This window comes from Bacteroides finegoldii DSM 17565 (assembly GCF_000156195.1).
GTDB lineage: Bacteria > Bacteroidota > Bacteroidia > Bacteroidales > Bacteroidaceae > Bacteroides > Bacteroides finegoldii.
In genome coordinates this window covers 123,242-145,516 of record NZ_GG688329.1, presented here as the reverse complement: position 1 = coordinate 145,516, position 22,275 = coordinate 123,242, and the positions used below count along the sequence as shown (strand labels likewise).

At 41.5% G+C, this 22,275-nt stretch carries 19 protein-coding genes and 1 pseudogene; 2 read left to right on the top strand and 18 right to left on the bottom strand.

Annotation, left to right across the window (positions count from 1 at the left end; genetic code table 11):
- Positions 1-6: 6 nt before the first annotated feature.
- From BACFIN_RS04520 to BACFIN_RS04580, 13 genes and pseudogenes are all read right to left on the bottom strand, one after another.
- Positions 7-573: a DUF3575 domain-containing protein gene (locus BACFIN_RS04520; RefSeq protein WP_007756596.1), complete on the bottom strand. Its 567-nt coding sequence runs from the start codon at positions 571-573 to the stop codon at positions 7-9.
- Positions 574-580: 7 nt separating this feature from the next.
- Complete coding sequence (locus BACFIN_RS04525; protein ID WP_007756595.1) at positions 581-1,639, bottom strand: fimbrillin family protein; 1,059 nt, start codon at positions 1,637-1,639, stop codon at positions 581-583.
- A 17-nt stretch (positions 1,640-1,656) separates the two neighbouring features.
- Positions 1,657-2,748 (bottom strand): fimbrillin family protein, encoded by a 1,092-nt coding sequence (locus tag BACFIN_RS04530; RefSeq protein WP_230325695.1) that lies wholly within the window; start codon positions 2,746-2,748, stop codon positions 1,657-1,659.
- 9 nt (positions 2,749-2,757) lie between these two features.
- The gene (locus BACFIN_RS04535; RefSeq protein WP_007756585.1) at positions 2,758-4,041 is read right to left on the bottom strand and encodes a fimbrillin family protein; all 1,284 of its coding nucleotides are present in this window, start codon (positions 4,039-4,041) and stop codon (positions 2,758-2,760) included.
- A gap of 44 nt (positions 4,042-4,085) precedes the next feature.
- Complete coding sequence (locus BACFIN_RS04540; protein ID WP_230325693.1) at positions 4,086-5,459, bottom strand: hypothetical protein; 1,374 nt, start codon at positions 5,457-5,459, stop codon at positions 4,086-4,088.
- Between the two features lie 4 nt (positions 5,460-5,463).
- Positions 5,464-6,819 (bottom strand): hypothetical protein, encoded by a 1,356-nt coding sequence (locus tag BACFIN_RS04545; RefSeq protein WP_007756574.1) that lies wholly within the window; start codon positions 6,817-6,819, stop codon positions 5,464-5,466.
- Entirely contained in the window at positions 6,819-7,937 is a 1,119-nt protein-coding gene (locus BACFIN_RS04550; protein WP_230325694.1) for a DUF3575 domain-containing protein, read from the bottom strand. Before BACFIN_RS04550 ends, BACFIN_RS04545 begins: the two co-directional genes overlap by 1 nt.
- A 404-nt stretch (positions 7,938-8,341) precedes the next feature.
- A complete protein-coding gene (locus tag BACFIN_RS04555; RefSeq protein ID WP_007756569.1) occupies positions 8,342-9,634 on the bottom strand; it encodes an MgtC/SapB family protein in 1,293 nt (430 codons plus the stop codon).
- Between the two features lie 50 nt (positions 9,635-9,684).
- The gene (locus tag BACFIN_RS04560; protein WP_007756567.1) at positions 9,685-10,152 is read right to left on the bottom strand and encodes a CYTH domain-containing protein; all 468 of its coding nucleotides are present in this window, start codon (positions 10,150-10,152) and stop codon (positions 9,685-9,687) included.
- Positions 10,153-10,174: 22 nt separating this feature from the next.
- Positions 10,175-11,226: pseudogene (locus BACFIN_RS20970) on the bottom strand (porin).
- 124 nt (positions 11,227-11,350) lie between these two features.
- Positions 11,351-11,485: a hypothetical protein gene (locus BACFIN_RS23625; RefSeq protein WP_007756564.1), complete on the bottom strand. Its 135-nt coding sequence runs from the start codon at positions 11,483-11,485 to the stop codon at positions 11,351-11,353.
- A gap of 84 nt (positions 11,486-11,569) precedes the next feature.
- Positions 11,570-12,686, bottom strand: a protein-coding gene (gene prfB / locus BACFIN_RS04575; protein ID WP_143865140.1) for a peptide chain release factor 2 whose coding sequence is annotated in 2 segments (ribosomal slippage) — positions 11,570-12,622 and positions 12,624-12,686 — 1,116 coding nt in all. Because the reading frame shifts where the segments join, the coding sequence is not laid out codon by codon here.
- A 74-nt stretch (positions 12,687-12,760) separates the two neighbouring features.
- Complete coding sequence (locus BACFIN_RS04580) at positions 12,761-14,569, bottom strand: AMP-dependent synthetase/ligase (protein ID WP_007756561.1); 1,809 nt, start codon at positions 14,567-14,569, stop codon at positions 12,761-12,763.
- Between the two features lie 109 nt (positions 14,570-14,678).
- Here BACFIN_RS04580 and BACFIN_RS04585 point away from each other — a divergent pair, with 109 nt between their 5' ends.
- A complete protein-coding gene (locus BACFIN_RS04585) occupies positions 14,679-15,746 on the top strand; it encodes a M20 family metallo-hydrolase (RefSeq protein ID WP_007756560.1) in 1,068 nt (355 codons plus the stop codon).
- A 45-nt stretch (positions 15,747-15,791) separates the two neighbouring features.
- Here BACFIN_RS04585 and BACFIN_RS04590 read toward each other — a convergent pair whose 3' ends face one another.
- The 4 genes from BACFIN_RS04590 to dut are packed head-to-tail and all read right to left on the bottom strand — an operon-like array spanning position 15,792 to position 19,841.
- Entirely contained in the window at positions 15,792-17,093 is a 1,302-nt protein-coding gene (locus BACFIN_RS04590; RefSeq protein ID WP_007756559.1) for a murein hydrolase activator EnvC family protein, read from the bottom strand.
- Positions 17,090-17,656, bottom strand: a complete 567-nt coding sequence (locus tag BACFIN_RS04595; RefSeq protein ID WP_007756558.1) for a DUF4292 domain-containing protein — start codon at positions 17,654-17,656, stop codon at positions 17,090-17,092. The genes BACFIN_RS04590 and BACFIN_RS04595 overlap by 4 nt, the downstream gene beginning before the upstream one ends.
- On the bottom strand, positions 17,653-19,410 hold the full coding sequence (locus tag BACFIN_RS04600; RefSeq protein ID WP_007756557.1) for a tetratricopeptide repeat protein: 1,758 nt from the start codon (positions 19,408-19,410) through the stop codon (positions 17,653-17,655). Before BACFIN_RS04600 ends, BACFIN_RS04595 begins: the two co-directional genes overlap by 4 nt.
- The gene (gene dut, locus BACFIN_RS04605) at positions 19,407-19,841 is read right to left on the bottom strand and encodes a dUTP diphosphatase (RefSeq protein ID WP_007756555.1); all 435 of its coding nucleotides are present in this window, start codon (positions 19,839-19,841) and stop codon (positions 19,407-19,409) included. The genes BACFIN_RS04600 and dut overlap by 4 nt, the downstream gene beginning before the upstream one ends.
- Before the next feature lie 98 nt (positions 19,842-19,939).
- On the opposite strand from dut, the gene BACFIN_RS04610 reads away from it, so the two are divergent.
- Positions 19,940-21,283, top strand: a complete 1,344-nt coding sequence (locus tag BACFIN_RS04610; RefSeq protein ID WP_032839850.1) for a deoxyguanosinetriphosphate triphosphohydrolase — start codon at positions 19,940-19,942, stop codon at positions 21,281-21,283.
- On the opposite strand, the gene BACFIN_RS04615 is transcribed toward BACFIN_RS04610, so the two are convergent.
- On the bottom strand, positions 21,255-22,268 hold the full coding sequence (locus BACFIN_RS04615; protein ID WP_007756549.1) for a GNAT family N-acetyltransferase: 1,014 nt from the start codon (positions 22,266-22,268) through the stop codon (positions 21,255-21,257). The two genes, BACFIN_RS04610 and BACFIN_RS04615, sit on opposite strands and share 29 nt — an antisense overlap.
- Positions 22,269-22,275 lie beyond the last annotated feature (7 nt).

Below are 22,275 nucleotides of genomic sequence, written 5' to 3'. Positions count from 1 at the left end.
TTCTAACTATCTAATAATATAAGAAATAGAAACCGCTAACTTGGCTGGAAACAATTTATATCCATGCGCATTCGTCTTTCCCGGATTATTTATCAGATAATCCTCAAAATTATCATTCTCATAGTATTGTTGGTGCCAGAAACAAACGGCTCCGAAACCTGCCGAAAATTCAAGGTTCAAGCGTTTTCCCAATACCATTGAATATCCCATCGTTATACCAATACCTATGGCATCTCCATCGTAAATATGTTTTCCCAGATGCATATCATAGCTCGCACCTAAAGCGGATATACCGATGTATTCACGCACCATAGGACGTCCGTTAAACCAATATCGATACTCCGGCTGTACTCCGATAAGCTTGATATCTGTCCCCCAAGGTTTGTATCCTCCATAGAAACTTAAATCAACACTGGAGCGTTCTCCCACTACAAGTTCACATCCTAAGTTAGGCACTCCTGCCAAAAGTGACAAGCCATTGGTTTTCACTGCTATTTGCTGGGCGCACATCTCTTGTGCTCCAGCTCCAAGCAGCAAAATAAAGAAGAACAGATATTTTACGATTCGTGTCATGTCGTTATTATAACTTTACATCTTTATCAATAGTCGTATTGCTATCCCATGAATTTACATCGACTGCAGATGAGATGGATGCATCTTTTGGCAAGAATTTAACATTCATATTTGTTATTTCTCCTTGCCGTACCGGAATTGTATAACCGGAATATTGATCATAAATAGTATATTTCTTAACCTCTCCAGCTCCGCTTCTCATAACACAAGTCACTTCTTTTATCAGCGTCTGAGTATGAGGAAACATAAAACGAGCTGCCGGTTCACCTGGTATATTCCATGCGACAGAACCATCCACGACTTTATATGTAGAAGTAAATTGCTCTGTTGTAAATGACATACTTCCATTGGCAATTGCCATCCAACCTTTTTTACCGGAAATACAAGTTATTGTAACAGACTCTACAGTATAATTCTTATTAAGAACAGCCATACTCGTCGTATAGAACTTAAAATCCACTCTACCAAAGGCATGTTGAAACTCCAAAGTAATTGGATTGAGTCCCCATTCTGAATATCGAACGAATTTTTCACCTGTATAAAGATAGTCTATTGTATTAGCCATATTGTCAGTATCTAGTTGCCATGGAACAGCCCACTGAGAAGCTCCGGCAATTTCACGATATTCCGCCTTGTCCGTATAAGGATAATACCCATACAAATATAAAGCAGGATTTGCTCGTGATGGATATGTAGCCTGAAATTCCGATTGTAATTCGTCATACCCAGAAACATAGGTATATCGACCATTAAACAAATATTTTTGAAAATCGGATTCAAATTTACAATCACGCAAATTACATGATTCATTCTTCCCTCCATCAACTCCCGGTATTCCATAAATTCCAATTTGAGAGTTGTTCTCAAAAGAGCTCAATGGCGCACGAGTCGAACTTCTAGTAGGATCAACGTCAACCACGATAGACGAAAGAACATCGGAGCTGAATTTCAATTCAGCCCCTCCATTCATTATATCATCAGATTGAGGTGTACCCTCATCATTATCTTTACTACAAGATGTCAGTAAAAATAATATAACCGATACACCTAATATCCATTTATTCATAAACACTTTTTTAATGTTTAATTGACCTCTTGAGTTATATCCTCTCCGGTTTCCCACTTACCCAATGTAGCATGAACCTGGACTATCTGTAATCCATACACTGTCAAAGTGACTTTATATTTGGTATTAGGAGCGAAATCGACTTTACTGTTAATTTTCACAATACCCTTTTCTGGTTTTCCAGTAGGAGTGTTATTCTCGTCGAGGGCTACCAAAGTAACTTCCAACTCATATTCTTTTGTTTTTGAAGGCATTAACAGCACTGTTCCCAATGCTTTTTCTTGACCAAGTTCAGGAACAACAATCGTATCAAAAGAAGGAGTATCTCCATTATACAAAGACAACTCACCTGTTGCACCAGACTCTGTCAAGGTTCCAGCACCATCTCCCACAACTGTTAAATTAGCCGCAGTAGGAACATTCAAGACTTTTATATCTTGAACAGCAACAGGGACAGGTTTTCCTCCCCCTTCAATTCCTTTTTGAACTACAAAGTTTAATCTAGTCAAGCAATGTTGAAATTTCAAATCAGGAACAGGTGCGTCAACCACTTTACGAAAATATAATGCATTATAACCTGAGTATGTAACACCATCGACCATCTTATCTTCACAAACTGCACTTCCCCACATAATATCAGTCTTACCATCAATTGTATATGGACAAGAAATCGACCTCCTAGCAGCAACAGCAGTTCTAACGACCGGATAACAAGAATAGAAACTATAATTAACTTTAGAACTCATCGGATAGTAATAAGGGCCATTATCAAAAGTCACATCTCCACCACTTGCAACCGTAGCAGTCACAGGATCAGTTTGCCCAAATATATGAGAACTAACCAAGTTCCATTCTGCAGTTTCTGAACGATCTACTCCCCAAATTCCAATTTGTTCACCGTTCCAGGTATCCCCAAGAGCTGCTCTAGTATTATTATACTGTTGCACTGCACTCACCGTAGTTGCTTTTCCAAAAGCTATTTCGACTTCACTATTATCTACCGGTTCTACTGGAGTATTATTTCCTTCTTTTTCGTCAAAACCTTCACCACTTGAACAGCCTGCGAAAACAGCGGCCATTGCCATTACATATAAAAGATTCTTTTTCATATTCATTACTTATTTTACATCATTTGAAAAATCATTATCAGGATCGAACACAATACTTCCTCCATCTTTCCATTCGCCCAATTTAGCAGTAAGAGTTATCTCAGTTAAGCCATGTACCTGAATAGTTACATCGTAAGATTTAGAAGCTTCAAATATTGTGGGAGTCGGTTCACCTTTAGGAGGAGCAACTTTAGCAATGTCCAAATTCAACTTATAAGTATTTTCACGTTGAGTTAAATCTGTTATTATCTTACCATTTTTATTATAATATTGTACAACATCCACTTCAAGGGCATACGATGTTACACCCGGTTCAACCAACAAAGCTTCTCCTACGGGAGTCGCATTTGCAGCACCAGTTGCAGACGCATGGTATTTTCCGATAGTACCTTTGAAATCTTTTATATCCTCAGTCAGGTCAGCCTCTGTGAAAGTAATGTCTGCGTCCAATGCCTGCATAACACCTTGCATATTTCTCTCTTTCAGATATAAGAAAGGGAGAGTCTCCGGTGTAAATTGGTCAAAAACAGCCCCCTTATCAGTATCTGTTACATAAGCAAAAACCAATTTACCTGTATTTCTTGATTTAACACGAATACTCTTTACATATACATTTTCCGGACCTTGATCGCCCATACCCTGTATATTAAAAGTTAAACGAGTCAATAAGTGTTCAAATGTCATTGCTGGTTGATATCCTTTACGAGCAGTATATGCACTATATGCTTTATACTTGTCATCGCCAAGTGCAGCCTCCTGTTCTGTTGACAATTTTGCTTTAGCAATCATAAGATCCTGAGAGCCATCAATTGTAAAGTTTGCATATAATGTATTTGTTCCTGTTTCATAAGTTGGATTTGCTCCCAATGCATCATCTGCATAGTAACCAAAGAAATCATAAGCACCACTACGAGGGAAATATAAAGTCTGATCATTTTCCCATTTAACTACGGTTTCATTGTCACTGGCAGCAATACCAATCTTATCAAAGAAAGTCTTATCACCTGTAATTTTATCACCATAAGTTTCACCAGTAGTTGCGTCTTTTTGGAATGCAAAAATATGCAATCTTTGACCACTCCAAACATTAGCGTCACCTTTCCCACCAACAGTACCTGCACTTCTTGTCGAAGCCTCAACAGAAGCTGAAGGAGCCACAGCCGACAATAGAATAGGAGCTGCATCAGTACCTCCATTTACAGAATCATCTTGAGGTAAACCATCATTCTCACCCTGTGAACAAGACGCCAACACTCCGGCTGTCATCATTGCATAAAGAAGAAATCGTTTCATAAATAATACAATTTAAATTAATAAATATATTTGAATTTCACATTTTATTTATCTTCAAATTCCCCATCCGGATCTAATATAGTTTCTCCACCCGGTGTCCATTCACCGATTTCAACATTAGGTTTAATATCAGATAAACTATTAATTGTTAAATAGATTACATACGCACCACCTGCTACAAAACCAGCTCCTCCACCAGGCTCCAAATCAACATCTACAAATCCATGTCCTGGGTCACTCGACTTATCTTCATCCAAAAAGATACGTGCCGAATAAGTAGTAGCAGGCGCTAATAACAAGCTGGCACCGCTATTATCATTCTCATCTTCTTTTCCTAAAAAAGAAGGCTTCTTTTTATCTTCCGCACTTAACTCTGAATACTTCTTGCAGTCAATTACCCGACACCATCCGTCACTCCCTATCTCCTCACCATTCTTTTTCAACAAGTACAGATAGTCTTCACTATTCGCATAAGCCTCCTCCGACGCGTAGTCTTCTCTATTAAAAGATAGCCCTACATGAGTTTTTCCTGCATCATCCGCATCTATATCATTGACAGCAACGGTAAAACGTCCCCGAACTTTAGATTTTACACTAACCTTTTTTACAACCAAACTTTCATTGATAGAAGGTACACTTCCACCCTCCTCCGGACGGCAGATTACAAATCGCAGACGTACCAAATGGTGCTGAAAACTAAACACTGGATTCAAACCATGACTAGCAGAATAGGCGCTATATGCACGGTCCATGATTTTTTGTTTATAGGGATTATTTGCATATTTATCTTCCTGCAATTTGGGATTGGCCACAGAAGACATAAAATCCCTACGCCCATCCAACTCTACATCATAATAAATACGATTCTTCTCCCGAACGCATTGAAGTTGTGTTAAATCCAAATCATCCAGATAATAAGCAAAGAAGTTATACGGCCAATCCGTATGCTTCATATTATAGTAAATATCCTGTGAGCCTGTTTTATCATCAGGAAAGAATGGCATTAAGTTCGAATTATCAACCTTTACCCGAACCTCTTTCCCATGGCTGGAGGATTGTCCCCCATCTTCCGAAAGTCTGTTTGCATCCAATAAACAAATGTCTTCATTTGCCTCACTCCAACGAACAGACAAATCGGTTTCTACATTCTTATTAAATGCATAAACGTAGAACTTCGCATTCTTCCAAAATTCTAAATTTGTTCCACTCTCGACAGCTCCACTTCCACGCGTCAATATATCAAAGCTCGATACACCAAAACCTAAAACGATAGGAATATTCTCCGTCAAAGGTGCATCGTCATCTTCCGGTAACTCGCCCACATACGTACCTCTGGAACAACCGCACAGCAGCAACATACAAAGTCCTACCCACAAGACCTGTCTTACGCCTATATATGTTTGACCTCTTTCCATCATACTTTTATATATCCACATGAATCTCATTCGTTACATCGTCCCAGCCTATTACTCCATCACTACCTGCTCCACCTTGTGCACCGGAAGGAGTGATACGTAAATGGACATCAATAGTCAATTCACCGCTATCTTTCAGTCTCCTTCGCTCATTCACCTGTCCGGTTTCTTCGGTCAAGCCTAATTCCTTGATCTTTCTGGAAAGATTGGCTATACCGTTAGAAATAAATTCTTTTGTTCCGGTCTTCACTGAAAGAGCCAGACAGCAAACTCCCGGTCCCATAATCGCATAATTATCCATACCACCGACTAAACCGAACACATCCATAGAGGCAGTACATTTCAAGGTGGTGCATTTCTTGCCACTTTCTTCCGTTATAGTTTCTCCAGTAGTAGGAACAGGCACTTTCACAATCACCCTTTTCAAAGATGAAGTATTCAACAATCCGGTAGAAAGAGAAATTTCCGGTACAATTCCAGACATTTCGACAAAAATATATTTGATATCTTCCGGTTTCAGCTGTTGTTTATCTTCACCCTCTCCATCCTCTACCAAGTCCAGGTAAAAGTTAATATCAATATGCTGAGTTAAAGAGGTGAAATTGAATGGTTGTTCATAATTATTCCCCGCATTCAGTTCCAGATAATCACAACGGGAAATGATTAATCTACGACCTGCCTCCCATACATGTTCAATGCCGGGATTCAAATCCTTCCATGTATCATGAACAATATCCGTAACACTCTCTAATGCATGATGACGCATTTTTACTTCTTTCATGTGAACAGCATCGTTTTCCTTGAATTCATCCAAATTATGCAATTCAACTCTCGTATCTTTCACTTCCTCCATGACGATATTATCATTCATGTCTTTTACAACATTCCCGTCCTCATCCTTCTTCTCTTTCTTCACCATCGGATATGCCGGATCAGTAAAAGCCATCATCACATATTCACCTCCAGGAAGCTTGATATCAGGCTGATACTCACTCTGAGGTTCGGACTGGTCATCGGGAGTCGTGATGTCGGTATTGTCGCGAGTGGTTGAGCCATCACCCGAAGTTTCAGTATTTCCGTCATCAGGAGTTATTGCCGTTTCTTCTTTGCTCTTCTCCACTTTAAAGTTTCCATCTTTATCTGTCTGATAAACTATATGCCGTGTATTCAGGATACGAGTAGCTACAAAATATAGTTTCTCAGGCGTTTCATTGGCAGATAAGCCCAGTTCATTCCAATTATATGTAACCGAGAACCCGTCCACCACGTGCGGATGTGTAGTTTCATCACACAGATCTACCTTTGTACAACCGACCAAAAGCAAGGAAGCCAATAGAATTTGATATATAACAGTCACTTTCATTACGCTTCACCTCCCTCATTAGTCGTTAGTGGCACGATTTCCTGATCTTTCAAAGATTGTGGTTCGACGCCCTGCGGTTCAGGCGAGTCAGACTCAGCAGGCTGTTTCTCCTGAGCAGGTTGCTGTTCCTCCGTTGATTGTTGTATATCAGGTGTTTCCACTACTTTCCCAGCTTGCTTCTTCTCTTCCTTTGAATTTTTCTTCTCCAACTTTTTCACTTGTTCCAAAGAATCTTTCATCAACTTATCTTGTCTCTTAAGTGAGTCCTTTATATGATCCAAAGCTTCTTTTGCCAATCGTATAGAGTCTTTCTGCAACTCTTTCAGATGTTTCGCCCTATCCCGTGCTTCACTAATAGAATCACGCCTCAATTGCTTTTGACGCTTAGCTTCCGCACGCGCATTTATCTTATCATAATCAATTAGTTTATACTTGTTCTTGACAGAAGTAGAGAAACGATAAACAAAAGCTACCCGCAAATCACTGACAACCGGGAAAGGAACTAAATGACCTCCCTTACTTTTTTCAGGTAAGCGAGGATAACAATTACTTTCAGCATCATGCTTATACGCATCATATTTAGTATATACAAATCCGACACTGGCACCTAACTCCAAATCAATGAAGTTCTGGCGATAACCATATAAAGGAATACTGAATCCACCGGATACACCCAAACCGTAAGCAGAACCTTGCATTCCTGTCGAACCAAATTTAAAATTATAATTAGCAACGTCAGCATACACCCCCCAATAATAGGCACGCCAATAACGAGGATGGAAACGTTTAATAGTGAACACTTCCTCTTTCATCCGTTGAAAGAAAGAAGCAGAATCCAGATGATGGAAGTTACGTTGAGTAGTACGGAAATATTTCCGGAACTCCATACGGGCATCAACCAGATTATATACAATGCTAGGTTTATAATTTTGAGAAGTGTTCCAGTTGCCTTTGATACCGAGACTTAATGTGTAGTGTTTATAAGGAGAACCGAACAAATCGAATTCGGCAGTAACATTAGGTAACAATACAAGCCACTCGACAGCATTTGTTTTAAATGCCCATCGAGACTTAAAAGGCATGATGGAATCCTTATTTTCCACTGCCTTCTTACGCATAGAAGATTGAGCATAGCATTCTACCCCTAAAAAGGAAAAGAATAAAAACAACACACAAAATAGTAGTTTTATTCTAGAAATATGCCAAATCTTTTTGTGCTTACATATAAACGACACCGGCTTTCCTTGTACAAGGAAAGCACTATGCCCTTCGCCCTCATTTCCCATAACCTGCGTCTTACGCGTTTGTTTTTGCTTATTTGTTCTACATTGTTCCCTAATACAATGCTAATCAGCAGCAAAAGTAAATTAAATATCGCAAGATAACAAATATAAAACAAACTTTTAATAAAACACAAAAAGAAAAAAGAAAAAAGAAAAAAGAAGTTTTTCAATCTTTTCATTAGCAGAAAGTAAACGAAAAAGAAGATGTTTGTATGACAAATAGAAAAAAGGAGACTTTTTTAAAGATAAAAGAATAATAGTAAAACAAGGTTGCAGACAATCACTGCTCCGAAGCCTCCCAAAATCCAAGGACGAAGTTTACTTCTTTTCCCGGCAAAAAATAAGGCATAAAACATATTCACCAATATATTACTTACAATCGCCTGCATACTGCAAGCTGTAATAATCAGTACGGCAACGCTCCCCGTATTTTGCAATAAGTTCAAAATAAAAGGGGTTATATCGCTGAAACCGGATACAAAAGAGAGCAAATTCAATCCGCTTGTACCGGCGTAAACCAAAGTATAATGTGTCAAAACCGTAAATACGACAAATAATACAGCAAAGATCAACGCAACCTTAAATTCCAATGGATTGCTGCTATCATCCTCTTCCGACTCGACAGAAGTATCTTTAGGAAGTTTCTGCCGTGAATGAACAAACCAACCTACTATCGCGGATACCACTGACATTATCAACAGGTACGGATAAATAGAAAGAAAGATTTCCCTGCTAAAAATAAGTATCAGTATCATAAAACGCAAAAACATCATACTGACCGCCAATAACATGGCTGCGACGTACTCCGTAGCCTCTTGCTCCGAAGCTTTCCGACTTTTACGTGCAAGTACCGAAATAGTGGCTGTACTACTATACAACCCACCTATAATACCGGACACCAAAGTACCGGATTCATGAAACACATACCGCTTCAGCAAATAAGAGAGGTAGGAAATACCTGAGACGACCACTGTTGCCAACCAAATAGAATAAGGAGTCAGATTTATATCCAGAATCAGGTTTTTATGTGGAAGCATAGGTAATATAATACCACTAATAGCCAAAAACTTTGCCAACGTAATCATTTCATCATTTTTCATCCGCTGGGCAAATTCCGTAAAGGTATGCTTTAGTTCTGTAAGCAGAAGTACCGTCACAATCACCATGACATAAAACCAGGAAGGTTGGGTGGACACAATGGGAGCCAGACAATAGGTGATTAAGGCGATAATAATAGTCGTCACGCCAAAAACATGAAATTGAGCCTGCTTCACATAATAGTTCAGTCCCAGCAACAGTCCCAAAACAGCGCCTCCTCCCATAAACAAACGCATCCCCGTAGGGTCCAATATATAAAGAAGATAGCCTAATATACCGATGAAAGTAAATGTACGGTCAGTACCGAAAAGAGTTGTCTCCCCTTCACGCTTCAGACTGATACGGCGCTGTGAGAGTCCGATTAACAAAGAGAATAAGGTCACCAGAATAAAGGTAACCAATTCTCGTGGCACATAACCATATAACTGTTCCATATACTACCCTTTTTATTATAAGAACAAATATACGGTTTATTTGTTAACGTTCACCACATCTTATACGGTTTTTTCATTAGTTGGGAATTGTAATAACGTATATCGCCCGTCACTTCTTCACCGATAAAGTCCGGCTTCACAAAGGCCTCATCTTCAGAAGCCAGCTCGACTTCCGCCACCACAAGCCCCTCATTCTCACCATAAAACTCGTCAACTTCAAATATATGCCTGCCGCTACGAACCAGATAACGGGTCTTGTCAATAATTCCCGGTTCACACAATTTCATCAGTTCTTCCGCCTCCGGCAAAGACAGTTCCTTTTCCCATTCATAACGGCTTGTACCGGAAGCGTTGGAAGCCCCCTTGATAGTCAGGTATCCCTTATCATCCCGGATACGTATCCGGACAGTCCTTCCACGAGCACTGCTGATATATCCCTGCACAATACGACTTTTCGCAAATGCCAACGACTTATACTCTCCGATAACTAAAAATTTACGTTCTATTTCTTGTGCCATGCCACAAAAGTAATCATAAAAATCAGAACCTTGTCATAAATTCAATTACGATTTTATCCTGCTCCGATTCTTTCGGGATACCGTTTTTTTATAGAAATACTTTTCGAAGTTCAAACGAAGGTCGGCAATGAAAGCTTTTGAAAGGCTAAGTGTGATCCCACCCGTGACACGATGGCGTGCATAATCGTTTATAACCAAGGCATTTGTCGTCTTATCTATTTTGCCGTCACTATGATCCGTCATCATGTCATAACGTGCAAGAAAAGAAATTTTATTGAATACTTTCTTCAAAGGCAAGTCGTAATTGACAAAGCTATTCACAGCGTGCACATCTTTAAACGTCTCATGCCCGTACATTTTATATAGATATTCCGCTTCAATATGAAAACGATTATTTTGATAGTAAATACCGGCATCATACATATTAATCCGTACGGATTCCGGCTTTATCATCTGGGTGCTGAGTGTTATATTCCAATTTTTGCCGGGCAATAACTGAGCTTTAACCGAGTAGTTCAATGTTTTATGCCATTCTTTCTGATTGGTAAGCCCCGAACCGTTAAATAATCCGGCCTCAAGAATAAACGGGAAGCCACTCGTATGTTTATAAGCAGTAGTGAACCCGACATCACGGACATTTCCTACTTGCTTGGCTATGAATGAACGATTGGCAAAATACTGTTGGTGAGGAGAACGATGAGCATCAATCGTAAAAGGTACCCGCATTTGCCCAATCGTGAAATTAAGATCTTTCATCGGAAAGACACGTGCATACGCATCCAGCATTTTAATAGAGCCCTCGTCAGAAAGGTCGATTTCCGCTTTATAAGCAACCAAAGGATGCACATTTCCCGAAACACTAAAGCGCGCGTTACGTACTTCAAAACGACTTTCCTCTGTTTCTGTCTGGAATTCGTATTTTCCCCGAATCGTTCCGTGAATCTCGGGCAAATAGTCTTTCCATTCCATCGTCTGCTTATCTAATTTTTTGCCATCTCCGGCGTCTTCTTTAGCCTGTCCGAAAGCTGTTGCCGCCAACAATAATGTTACGACTGTTGTTGTAATTCTACTCATTTCAGTTGTTTGCTACTTAATCCGCAGCAAAAGTACAACTGCAAGGATACACAAGAATGACAATCCGGTTACAGTAGTATTACAAAAAACTCACCACAGATTACACAAACCTGTGGTGAGATTATCAGCCGAAAAAGGAAAAGGCAATCAGCATAATCAGTGCCAAAATAATTAATGAGACAAACACTATTTTGACAACCTTCTGGGCCTGCTCTTCTTCCTTCTTACTAATCGCTACTTTTTTCTTACCCTTGCCCATAATAGTTAGCTTTAAAGTTCAACGCTAACAAAGTAAGGACAAATCTTTTAACTTTCCAAAAATAACAGTTGCTAATTTTGTATTTTATGATTCCTGTGAAGAGAATTCCATCAGATAAGCCTTAATAAAATCCTCTATCTTACCATCCATCACTCCGTTCACATCCGAAGTCTGATAGTTGGTACGATGATCTTTCACACGGCGGTCGTCAAAAACATAACTTCGGATCTGCGAGCCCCATTCGATCTTCTTCTTTCCCGCTTCCACCTTCGCCTGTTCTGCCATACGGTGCTGCAACTCTTTATCATATAAGATAGAACGCAACTGGCGCATTGCATTTTCACGGTTCTTAGGCTGGTCGCGGGTTTCCGTATTTTCAATCAGAATCTCCTCTTCCTCACCGGTATAAGGATCTTTGTATTGATAACGCAAACGGACACCGGATTCTACCTTGTTCACATTCTGACCGCCGGCGCCACCGCTTCGGAAAGTATCCCAAGAGATACGTGCCGTCTCAATATTCACCTCAATACTGTCGTCTACCAACGGGGTGACAAAGACAGAAGCAAAAGATGTCATACGTTTACCCTGTGCATTGTAAGGAGAGACACGTACCAGACGGTGCACCCCATTTTCTCCTTTCAGATAACCGTAGGCAAAATCCCCTTCAATATTGATCGTACAGGTTTTGATTCCGGCCTCATCACCTTCCTGAAGGTTGGCAATAGTAGCCTTATAGCCATTTGTCTCAGCATAACGCAAATACATACGCATCAACATAGAAGCCCAATCCTGACTCTCCGTACCACCGGCACCGGAATTGATCTTCAACACACAATCCATTTGGTCGGCCTCATCACGAAGCATATTCTTGAGTTCAAGCGCTTCTACCGCCTCACGCGCTTTCGCATAAGCAGTATCCACATCTTCCTCTGTTACCAGTTCCTCTTTATAGAAATCAAATGCCAGCTCAAGTTCATCTGCCAGCGTTTTGACCTCATTATAGCCGTCAATCCACTTTTGCAGGTCTTTCACCAACTTCATTTGGGCTTCAGCTTTCTTCTGGTCATCCCAAAATCCCGGAGCCTGCGTTCTTAACTGTTCTTCTTCAACTTGAATTTTCTTCCCGTCGACGTCAAAGATACCTCCTCAGCGCATCCGTGCGCTCTTTCACGTCTTTAAGTTGTTCAATAGTAATCATCTTCTTAAATTAGAAATTAAAAGTTATAAATTATAATCGTACACTTATCTCACATCGAATCTCAAGCCTGGCTCTCAACTCTCCTCGTACATCTTCTCAATCAGGTCTTTATAATTTTCAGAAACGACTGAACGTTTCAGTTTCAATGTATTGGTAAGCTCTCCACGCTCCATACTAAATGGTTCGGGAAGCAAGGTGAAACGTTTGATTTGCTCATAATGCGCAAACTGTTGTTGCAAGGTTTCTATCCGCGCACGGAACAGCCCTACAATCTTTGGATGTTGCAACAATTCACTCATATCCTTATACTCAATACCTTTTTCCTTCGCATACTCTTTCACATATCCATATACGGGAACAATCAAAGCAGAAACGAACTTACGCTGATCGGCAATAATAGCAATCTGGTCAATATAACGGTCGATAACCAACTTTGTTTCCAAAGCCTGCGGAGCGATATATTTTCCATTCGAAGTTTTGAATAGGTCTTTAATACGCTCTGTCAGGAACAACTGCCCATTCTTAAAATAGCCTGCATCGCCCGTATGAAACCATCCGTCCGAATCAATAGCAGCAGCCGTAGCTTCCGCTTTCTTATAATATCCTTTTGTAATGGTTTTACCTCGAAGAAGAATTTCATTATCCTCACCGATCTTCACTTCAACTCCCGGCAATACAACACCTACCGAACCAATATCATATCCCACCGGCAATGTGCAAGACACAGTAGCCGTAGACTCTGTCAGTCCATAACCGACAACCATATTAATGCCTACCGAATGGACAAATTCATTGATTTCATCGGGTACGGCAGCACCGGCAGTCGGAAAGAAATTCCCGTTTTCAATACCGATGGTCTTCTTCAGTAAAGAATAAATGGTCTTTTCGTAGAACTTATATTTCAATTGGTTCATCACAGGAGGCGTCTTTCCTTTCCGCAGATAATCAAGATTGTGAATCTTACCAACCCGGATAGCATCCAACATCAATGCTTTCTTCATTCCTGTGGTCTCATTGATCTTCTCTTGTACTCCGGCATACACTTTTTCCCAGAAACGAGGAACGCTGCACATCAATGTCGGACGAATTTCCTTAATGGTTGTCTGTATATCCGCCGGACGGAGATTGATACAGATCTGTACCCCTTTATGGATACAGAGATAGCACCAAGCCTTTTCAAATACATGCGTCAATGGAAGGAAGTTCATAGAAACATCCTTATCCGACATCGTAGTCAGGCGGTCGTCATGAGTGCGAAACTGTTCCAAATAACAAGAATGATGAAGCATGACTCCCTTCGGTTCACCTGTCGTTCCGGACGTATAAAGAATATTAGCCAAATCGTCATAAGAAGCACGTCCCGTACGCTCTTCCACCACATCATTGTGCGGAAGTCCTTCTCCCATCGCCATAAACTCATCAAAATAGATGGACGACACATCACGGGGGTCTTTTACTACCGAACGGTCAAAGATAATCAGTTGTTGCAGTGAGGTGCAAAAGCCAAAGATACTGAATGCAGCGTCGTATTGAAATTGCTCACCTACAAAAAGATAGCGTATTTGTGCGTCGTTGATAATGTATTGTGCTTGTGCCGGTGAACTGGTCGCATAAAATGGAATGGTCACAGCACGATTGGCGAATGCACCAAAATCTACATAAAACCATTCAGGCTTGTTTTGCGAAAAGATACCGATATTCTCTTGTTCTCCCACTCCCAACGCAACGAGCGCATTGGCAGCCTGCCTCACAGTTCCGGAGAATTGATTCCAGGTGATCGGAATCCATTGAGCTGTCTCATAGTCACGGTACCTTAAGGCTACCTTGTCGCCATACTTTTCAGCCTGACGATGGACTAAGACAGATAAATGATGATAAGTCATACTCTTTGTATTAGTAAATATGGTACAAAGGTATTAGTTTTATTTGAAACAATTGCGCAAAACGACTATCTTTGTGCAAATATTAAGTAATAGACAAAATATTTGCAGTATGAAATATGATATTCCGACTATGACAGCAGAGGCTACAAGCCTTCTTAAATCATTAATCAGTATCCCTTCTCTTAGCCGGGAAGAGACTCAAGCCGCAGACTTCCTGCAAAATTATATTGAAATGGAAGGTATGCAGACCGGGCGCAAGGGTAATAATGTGTGGTGCTTTAGCCCCATGTTTGACCTGAAGAAGCCGACTATACTGCTCAATTCCCACATAGATACCGTCAAACCTGTCAACGGCTGGCGGAAAGACCCGTTTACGCCACGTGAAGAGAACGGAAAATTGTATGGACTGGGAAGCAACGATGCAGGCGCAAGTGTTGTATCTCTATTACAGGTGTTTCTGCAACTATGTCGTACTTCACAGAGATATAATTTGATTTATCTTGCTTCCTGTGAAGAAGAAGTATCGGGCAAAGACGGAATTGAAAGTGTATTACCTGGACTCCCCCCCATTTCATTCGCCATCGTAGGCGAACCGACGGAGATGCAACCTGCCATTGCCGAAAAAGGGCTTATGGTATTGGACGTTACCGCCACAGGCAAGGCAGGACACGCCGCACGCAACGAAGGAGACAATGCCATTTATAAGGTCTTGAATGATATTGCCTGGTTCCGCGACTATCGCTTTGATAAAGAATCGCAGTTACTAGGACCGGTAAAAATGAGTGTAACTGTAATTAATGCAGGTACTCAACACAACGTAGTTCCCGATAAGTGCACTTTCGTTGTTGATATCCGTAGCAACGAGCTTTACTCGAATGAAGATTTATTTGCTGAAATCAAGAAACATATCTCTTGCGAAGCCAAAGCCCGCTCGTTCCGTCTCAACTCCTCACGGATCGACGAGAAACATCCGTTTGTCCAAAAAGCAATAAAAATGGGACGTATTCCTTTCGGTTCCCCTACTCTATCCGACCAGGCATTAATGTTTTTTCCATCGGTAAAAATAGGACCGGGACGTTCTTCACGTTCACATACGGCAGAAGAATATATTATGCTGAAAGAGATAGAAGAAGCTATCGGACTATATCTGGAATTATTAGACGGACTTCTGCTTTAATACAGAAGTCCGCTCGTTATACTCTTAGTATCTTCAACTATCACTTTATCGATTGAGCCAAGGCTCCGGATTCAGTTTCTCCTTTTCACGACGCAGTTGGAAATGCAACACCGTCCGTCCATTATCCGTTCCATCCGAAAAGACCTCTCCGATGTGCTGTTTAGTTTTCACTGTATCACCGGACTTCACAGAAGCGGAAGACAGATTACAATAAACAGAAATATAATTCCCATGCCGGATAAGAACATTAAATAATCCGTTCAGTTGGAATACGGCTGCCACTTTTCCGTCAAAGATGGCACGTGCCTGAGCACCCGGCTTTCCTTGTATATCTATTCCTTTATTATCAAGTTTCACATTGCGTAGTCCCTCTACCGCATATTGCCCATAATGGCTGGTGATGATATAAGCACCGGATATGGGCATAGGAAGCTTTCCACGATTGGCGGCAAAATTGCCGGATAGCTCCCGATCCGCCTTACTCATTGTATACACCTCCAAAGGCTTCGACTTCGTTTTCGCTCCGGTTCCAGCCGATTGTCCTTCCTTGCCTTGCGCCTTCCTGCGAGCCGCCTCCTCACGACGGGCTTCCTCCTGTGCACGCTTACGGGCACGTTCAATCTCTTCCGCAATCAGCTTGTCAATACGGGCATTCAGTTGATTAGCCTCTCTCCGTTTCTTATTAATCTCATTCTGCAATCCTCTTTGTTTCTTTTGCAGATTGGCAACCAAAATCCTTTTTTCTTTCTCCTGTGCTTCCAACTTCACTTTTTCACCTTCACGTTCTTTCAGCAAATTCTCTTTGGCAGCCTTTACCTGCTGCCGTTCCGCCTTCTTTTTACGTATCTGTTCCTGTTTTTTCAGGATTTCTTCTCCTTGCAAACGCTGATAGGTAGCATATTCGCGAACATAACGCATACGGCGATAAGTTTGCCCCAAGTTCTTGGCAGAAAAAATAAACATCAGTTTTTCCTCTATCGATTTATTCTTATACAGGTACTGGACAGAAGCTTCATATTTCTTTTTCTTATCTTTCAAATCTTTTTCCAAGCTCCTCAATTGCCGTTGAAGAGAAGCCAGCTCACGCTCGATAGCCTCTACATCATTGTTAATAGCCATGATATAACGTTTCCTCTCTTCAATCTGCCCGGTCAATGTCGCCAGACTATTCAACTGACTACCTACATCTTTCTTTGTATTCTTCAATATCGTTTCCGACTCGGCAATCTGTTTTTGCAGCGCACCACGTTTGCTCTCCAACTCACGAATCAGTTTGTTCGATTGAGCGAAAAGCGGAACTGCCAGCCAAAGGCAACCGATAAGAATAACAAAAAAACGTTTCATCATAACAAAGCTACCAACATTTTTATTAATTCTTCCAAAGGAACCTGCCTGTACTTAGAACTCAACTCAGTCGGAGTCATTGAAAACTCTTTCGTAGAGAACTCATAAAGTTGCACCTTTACTTTTTCCAACGAAGAAATTCCTATATCCTTTCCTGTCAGTTCTGTCTTTCCACCGGGTAAAGACGCATCTGTCAGTATCTTCTCCAAACGAGAGAACTCCGCATTCTTGGGTAATATACCCTTCAGTTCTTCTTTACTTGCACGAACAAATCTTCTGTTCATCCTGTCCACTAACAATACCTCCTCAGGAGTCACTTCGATACGTGCTACCTCTGTACGCAGAATAGGCATCAGCAAAGAGATTTGCACCCGCTCATGAGTTTTCATCCTCATGGTTCCTCCTACCGACAGGCTTCCTCCTTTTTTATCGGGAATAGTCAGTTGGAGCTTGGAAGCCAGATAACTGGATACAGGTGCCTTTGTCTCCGAAGTCACCAGGCGCTTCGAACTCTTACAACCAGCCAACACAACCACAACCAACAATAGATAAACTATCCTTTTCATTCTGCTATAAATTTCTTCTTTTCTATTTTCTGCTTCAATGTTTTCGACTCACTACCCATCTCCAATGCCTTCTTCCAATATCCCAGTGCGCCTTCCACATCACCCGTCATAAAATAAATATCCCCGCAATGCTCCACTATTACATCACTTTTCCCTCCATCACTCTTCATTGCATTATCAATATAAATACGAGCCTCAGCATAGTTGCCTTTCTCAAAAAGAATCCAGGCATACGTATCGAGATAAGTCGAATTATTAGGTTCTGCCTTTACGGTCTTATAACTCATTTCTTCCGCTTTATCCAAATCACGCCGTTCCACAGACAGATAATAGGCATAATTATTCAACGCACCGATGTTGGAAGGGTTATACACCAAAGCTGAATCGTAGGCAGCATAAGCTTCCTTCATTTGCTTTTTGGTATGATAGATATCCCCCATAATTGAATAGAAATCCGAAATGACCTCTTTTCGGGTATCGGGTGTAATATGCTCTAATGCCCTACTACAAATACTCAACACACTGTCTGTCTGCTCTGCCTGATGATAGGCAATAGCCAGATAATAATAAAGTTCCAATGCATCCGGAGTAGCTTCAATGCCCGGCTCGCAGACTTTTATAATCTGCTTGTAGTCTTCCTTTTTCACGGCAGCGCTGACCAACATCAAGCGGGCAGCCTTATTCGTGGGATCTAAATCAACCACCTGTTCCAATACAGGCACTGCTTCCGGTTCCATATTCTTCGACAATAGATACTGTGCATAAAGCATGGGAATCTGCGGATCATCCTGGTCCAGTTTCATAATCCGATCAAACAGGGCTATCACTTGGGTACTGTCTTTAGCGGCCGATTGCTCATTCTCCACAATAATCTGACGCATCACATTAATTTTAGTATCAGGCGCCACTTTCTTATTCAGCAATAATGTGTCCAATTGTTGCTGATACAATTCTTTCTGTCCAATCTGATCATAATAGGAAGCCATCGAGAAAAGCGCCATCGGATTATCCGGTTCCACAGCCAATACCTTTTGGTACGCTTCGTATGCTTCCTGCTTCTTTCCGTTTTGCAGATATACATCCCCCAGTATCACTTGATAGCGCATGTCCATCGGATATTCCTGCACCAGACTTTCTATCTCCCTGAATGCTTTTTTATCATCTTTCATCTGAAGATAAATACGGAATTTCTCCATAGACAACTGTTCGTTCTTTCCCAAACGTTTCTCCAAACGGTTCAATGTGGAAATCACATCATTATATTTCTCCTGATGGCTGTAAATATCAAGCAAATTGAACAAAGGGTCTTGCTTCGCCGGAAAACGAGTAACCATTGTTTCAAGCAAAGTCACAGCCTTATCCAGTTCATTCTGCTGCTGATACAGGCTGACTAATCCCTGACTATACCAATAATTGTCCGGAGCATAAGCTACCGCTTTCTCTAAAGCAGCCTGTCCCTGAGGTACCTGACGGAGAAACATATAATATTGAGAAATTTCATAAAGGGCGGACGAAGCGTTCGGGTTGATTTCCAAACAATGTTGTAACAGACCAAAAGCCGTAGCATATTCTTTCTTTTCCTTCATTCGTATAGCTTCAAGAAAGAAATAGTCATATTTACGTTGCTGCTCTTCCGTCAGTTGCAGTACAACAGTTTTCTCCTCCTTCCTCACCTTTTTCTTTTTACCTTGCACAGTCGTGCAAAGAGGAAACAGTAAGGCATTTATCAGCAAGAATAGTATTATCTTTTTCATTTTTTCCCTGTATGACCGAAGCCTCCGGCTCCACGTTCTGTTTCATCAAGCACTTCCACTTCCTGCCACACGGCTTGTTCGTGCTTGGCTATCACCATTTGGGCGATACGTTCTCCATCTTCAATCACAAACGCTTCGGACGATAAATTAACTAAAACAATGCAAATCTCCCCCCGATAATCCGCATCAATCGTTCCGGGAGAATTGAGAACAGAGATTCCTTTCTTGATAGCCAGCCCGCTACGGGGACGTATTTGTGCTTCGAATCCTTTCGGAAGAGCTATATATAATCCGGTAGGTACCAGACAACGCTGCAACGGTTCCAATATAATAGGTTCGGAAAGATTAGCACGGATATCCATTCCTGCAGATAATTCTGTGGCATAAGCCGGAAGCGGATGCTTCGATTTATTGATAACTTGAATATTCATAAAATACACGTTTACTATATTAACAGGCGAAAATACACATTTTGAACTGAAAAATAGTTAAGTTTGCAGTTAAATAATAAATAATGCACACATTTGCCATGAATTGGAACCAATTAATATCAGCTAAACGCTTCGGAATGGAAGAATTCCACGAAGTACGACAGGAGAACCGCTCGGAATTTCAACGGGACTATGACCGTCTGATCTTCTCCGCTCCTTTCCGCAGGTTACAGAATAAGACGCAGGTATTTCCCCTGCCGGGCAGTGTCTTTGTACACAACCGGCTCACACACAGTCTCGAAGTTTCTTGTGTCGGCCGTTCTCTAGGCAATGATGTAGCCAAAGCCATCCTGCAACGCCAACCGGAGCTTCAAGAATCCTTTTTACCGGAGATCGGTTCTATTGTCTCCGCCGCTTGTCTGGCGCATGACTTGGGCAATCCTCCCTTCGGACATTCCGGTGAGCGGGCTATATCCACATTCTTCTCTGAAGGGAAAGGACTCCACTTGAAAGAAATACAGCCGGACGGAGAGCAACTTTCTACGATGGAATGGGAAGATCTGACACATTTTGAAGGAAACGCAAACGCATTCCGACTCCTGACCCATCAATTTGAAGGCAGGCGGAAAGGAGGATTTGCAATGACATACACGACATTGGCTTCCATTGTGAAATACCCCTTTTCATCAAGTCTTGCCGGCACAAAATCCAAATTCGGATTCTTCGTCAGCGAAGAAGAAAGTTTCCATAAGATAGCAACCGAGTTGGGATTAACCTTACTTAATGAACATCCGTTGAAATATGCACGTCACCCATTGGTCTACTTGGTAGAGGCCGCAGATGACATCTGCTATCAAATGATGGATATTGAAGATGCGCATAAACTGAAAATCCTCACTACCGAAGAGACAAAGGAACTGTTAATGGCCTATTTCAGTGAAGAACGCCGGGAACGCATCCGACAAACCTTCCTCATTGTCAGCGACACGAATGAGCAAATCGCTTATCTGCGTTCTTCCGTCATCGGATTACTGATTCGCGAATGTACCCGTGTATTTCTGGAGCACGAAGCGGAGATTCTATCCGGCACTTTTGAAGGAGCGCTTATCAAACATATATCCGAGCGTCCGGCAAACGCATACAAGCACTGCGCCGAAGTATCCCTGAAAAAGATCTACCGGTCAAGGGATGTACTGGACATCGAGTTAGCCGGTTTCCGCGTCATCAGTACCTTGCTGGAACTGATGATAGATGCGGTAACCTCTCCCGGAAAGGCCTATTCCGAGTTGCTCATCAATCGGGTTTCAAGCCAGTATAATATAAAAGCGCCTGCACTCTATGAAAGAATACAGGCGGTACTTGACTATATATCGGGTATGACCGATGTCTTCGCTCTTGATCTTTATCGTAAAATTAACGGCAACAGTCTGCCTGCGGTGTAACGACTTTCGGAGCGAATGCTTCATCATTATCACAAGGCATTTTCATCGCATCCGGATGGCTTTCTATAAACGTCTGGATGTGTCTCATCCGCTTATCCTCCAATATTTCATCTACCGCAATCAGGATTCCGGTTTCTTCCACATCGCCAAATTCATAGTTGATGGCGGTTCCGAACATCCGCATCGTAGGGCTCAAGCTCATATAAGCATTCACCAACGGCGGGATGTTATATCCCAATTTGCGAATCTCACAATTCAATATCTTATAGTCCTCCTTGAAAGTATCCTTACAGAACAAAGCCTTCAACTCTTCTTCGGAAGTCTCCGACTTCAAAGGCTCCATTGGAGTAACCAATTCTTCTTTATCATAGAAGTGCTTTTTGAGGAAATAAAGAATCATATCACGTCCCCGACGATGATAACTAGGATACATGGTCACTTTTCCAAAGAAATACTTCACGTTCGGCATGACCACCGTTAACGCGCCCAACCCATCCCACAAATTATCCAGAGCAAACAATCCTTTGCTACCGGCACGTGTAGACTGATATTCGAGCGTAACGAACGAACGTCCCAGTTCAATGGTCTGAGGAAGATATTCTTTAATAAAAGTTTCCGAGAAATGAAACATATGAGAAGTAGCCAGGATCGGAGCGCCTTTCTCATCGAAACGCACATCCGTTCCAAGCAAATACCGATAGCCGCCCAATATTTCTTCTGCTTCCGGATTCCATACGATCAACTGCTTATATGGATGTTCCATAGTGTCATATTCATCTATATCCATCGACAGCCCCGTTCCTCCACCGGCAGCACGAAAAGCGATTTCACGCAAACGACCGATTTCCCTCATTACATTGGGTGCATTCTGATAAGTAATAATATAAATCTGATTATTACTTTTATTCGTCATTCGCAAGCGTTTGTCTTCCGTCAACTCCGCCTTCAGCAGCTCTTTGCTTACCGGTTTAATAATCTCTTCCATATTTCTT

Coding starts and splice junctions, on each gene's coding strand:
- BACFIN_RS04585 (WP_007756560.1), top strand. CDS start 14,679: ATGAAATATGATATTCCGACTATGACAGCAGAGGCTACAAGCCTTCTT.
- BACFIN_RS04530 (WP_230325695.1), bottom strand. CDS start 2,748: ATGAAAAAGAATCTTTTATATGTAATGGCAATGGCCGCTGTTTTCGCA.
- BACFIN_RS04610 (WP_032839850.1), top strand. CDS start 19,940: ATGAATTGGAACCAATTAATATCAGCTAAACGCTTCGGAATGGAAGAA.
- BACFIN_RS04590 (WP_007756559.1), bottom strand. CDS start 17,093: ATGATGAAACGTTTTTTTGTTATTCTTATCGGTTGCCTTTGGCTGGCA.
- BACFIN_RS04535 (WP_007756585.1), bottom strand. CDS start 4,041: ATGAAACGATTTCTTCTTTATGCAATGATGACAGCCGGAGTGTTGGCG.
- BACFIN_RS04525 (WP_007756595.1), bottom strand. CDS start 1,639: ATGAATAAATGGATATTAGGTGTATCGGTTATATTATTTTTACTGACA.
- BACFIN_RS04615 (WP_007756549.1), bottom strand. CDS start 22,268: ATGGAAGAGATTATTAAACCGGTAAGCAAAGAGCTGCTGAAGGCGGAG.
- BACFIN_RS04555 (WP_007756569.1), bottom strand. CDS start 9,634: ATGGAACAGTTATATGGTTATGTGCCACGAGAATTGGTTACCTTTATT.
- dut (WP_007756555.1), bottom strand. CDS start 19,841: ATGAATATTCAAGTTATCAATAAATCGAAGCATCCGCTTCCGGCTTAT.
- BACFIN_RS04560 (WP_007756567.1), bottom strand. CDS start 10,152: ATGGCACAAGAAATAGAACGTAAATTTTTAGTTATCGGAGAGTATAAG.
- BACFIN_RS04595 (WP_007756558.1), bottom strand. CDS start 17,656: ATGAAAAGGATAGTTTATCTATTGTTGGTTGTGGTTGTGTTGGCTGGT.
- BACFIN_RS04580 (WP_007756561.1), bottom strand. CDS start 14,569: ATGACTTATCATCATTTATCTGTCTTAGTCCATCGTCAGGCTGAAAAG.
- BACFIN_RS04520 (WP_007756596.1), bottom strand. CDS start 573: ATGACACGAATCGTAAAATATCTGTTCTTCTTTATTTTGCTGCTTGGA.
- BACFIN_RS04545 (WP_007756574.1), bottom strand. CDS start 6,819: ATGAAAGTGACTGTTATATATCAAATTCTATTGGCTTCCTTGCTTTTG.
- BACFIN_RS04550 (WP_230325694.1), bottom strand. CDS start 7,937: ATGCGTAAGAAGGCAGTGGAAAATAAGGATTCCATCATGCCTTTTAAG.
- BACFIN_RS23625 (WP_007756564.1), bottom strand. CDS start 11,485: ATGGGCAAGGGTAAGAAAAAAGTAGCGATTAGTAAGAAGGAAGAAGAG.
- BACFIN_RS04600 (WP_007756557.1), bottom strand. CDS start 19,410: ATGAAAAAGATAATACTATTCTTGCTGATAAATGCCTTACTGTTTCCT.
- BACFIN_RS04540 (WP_230325693.1), bottom strand. CDS start 5,459: ATGATGGAAAGAGGTCAAACATATATAGGCGTAAGACAGGTCTTGTGG.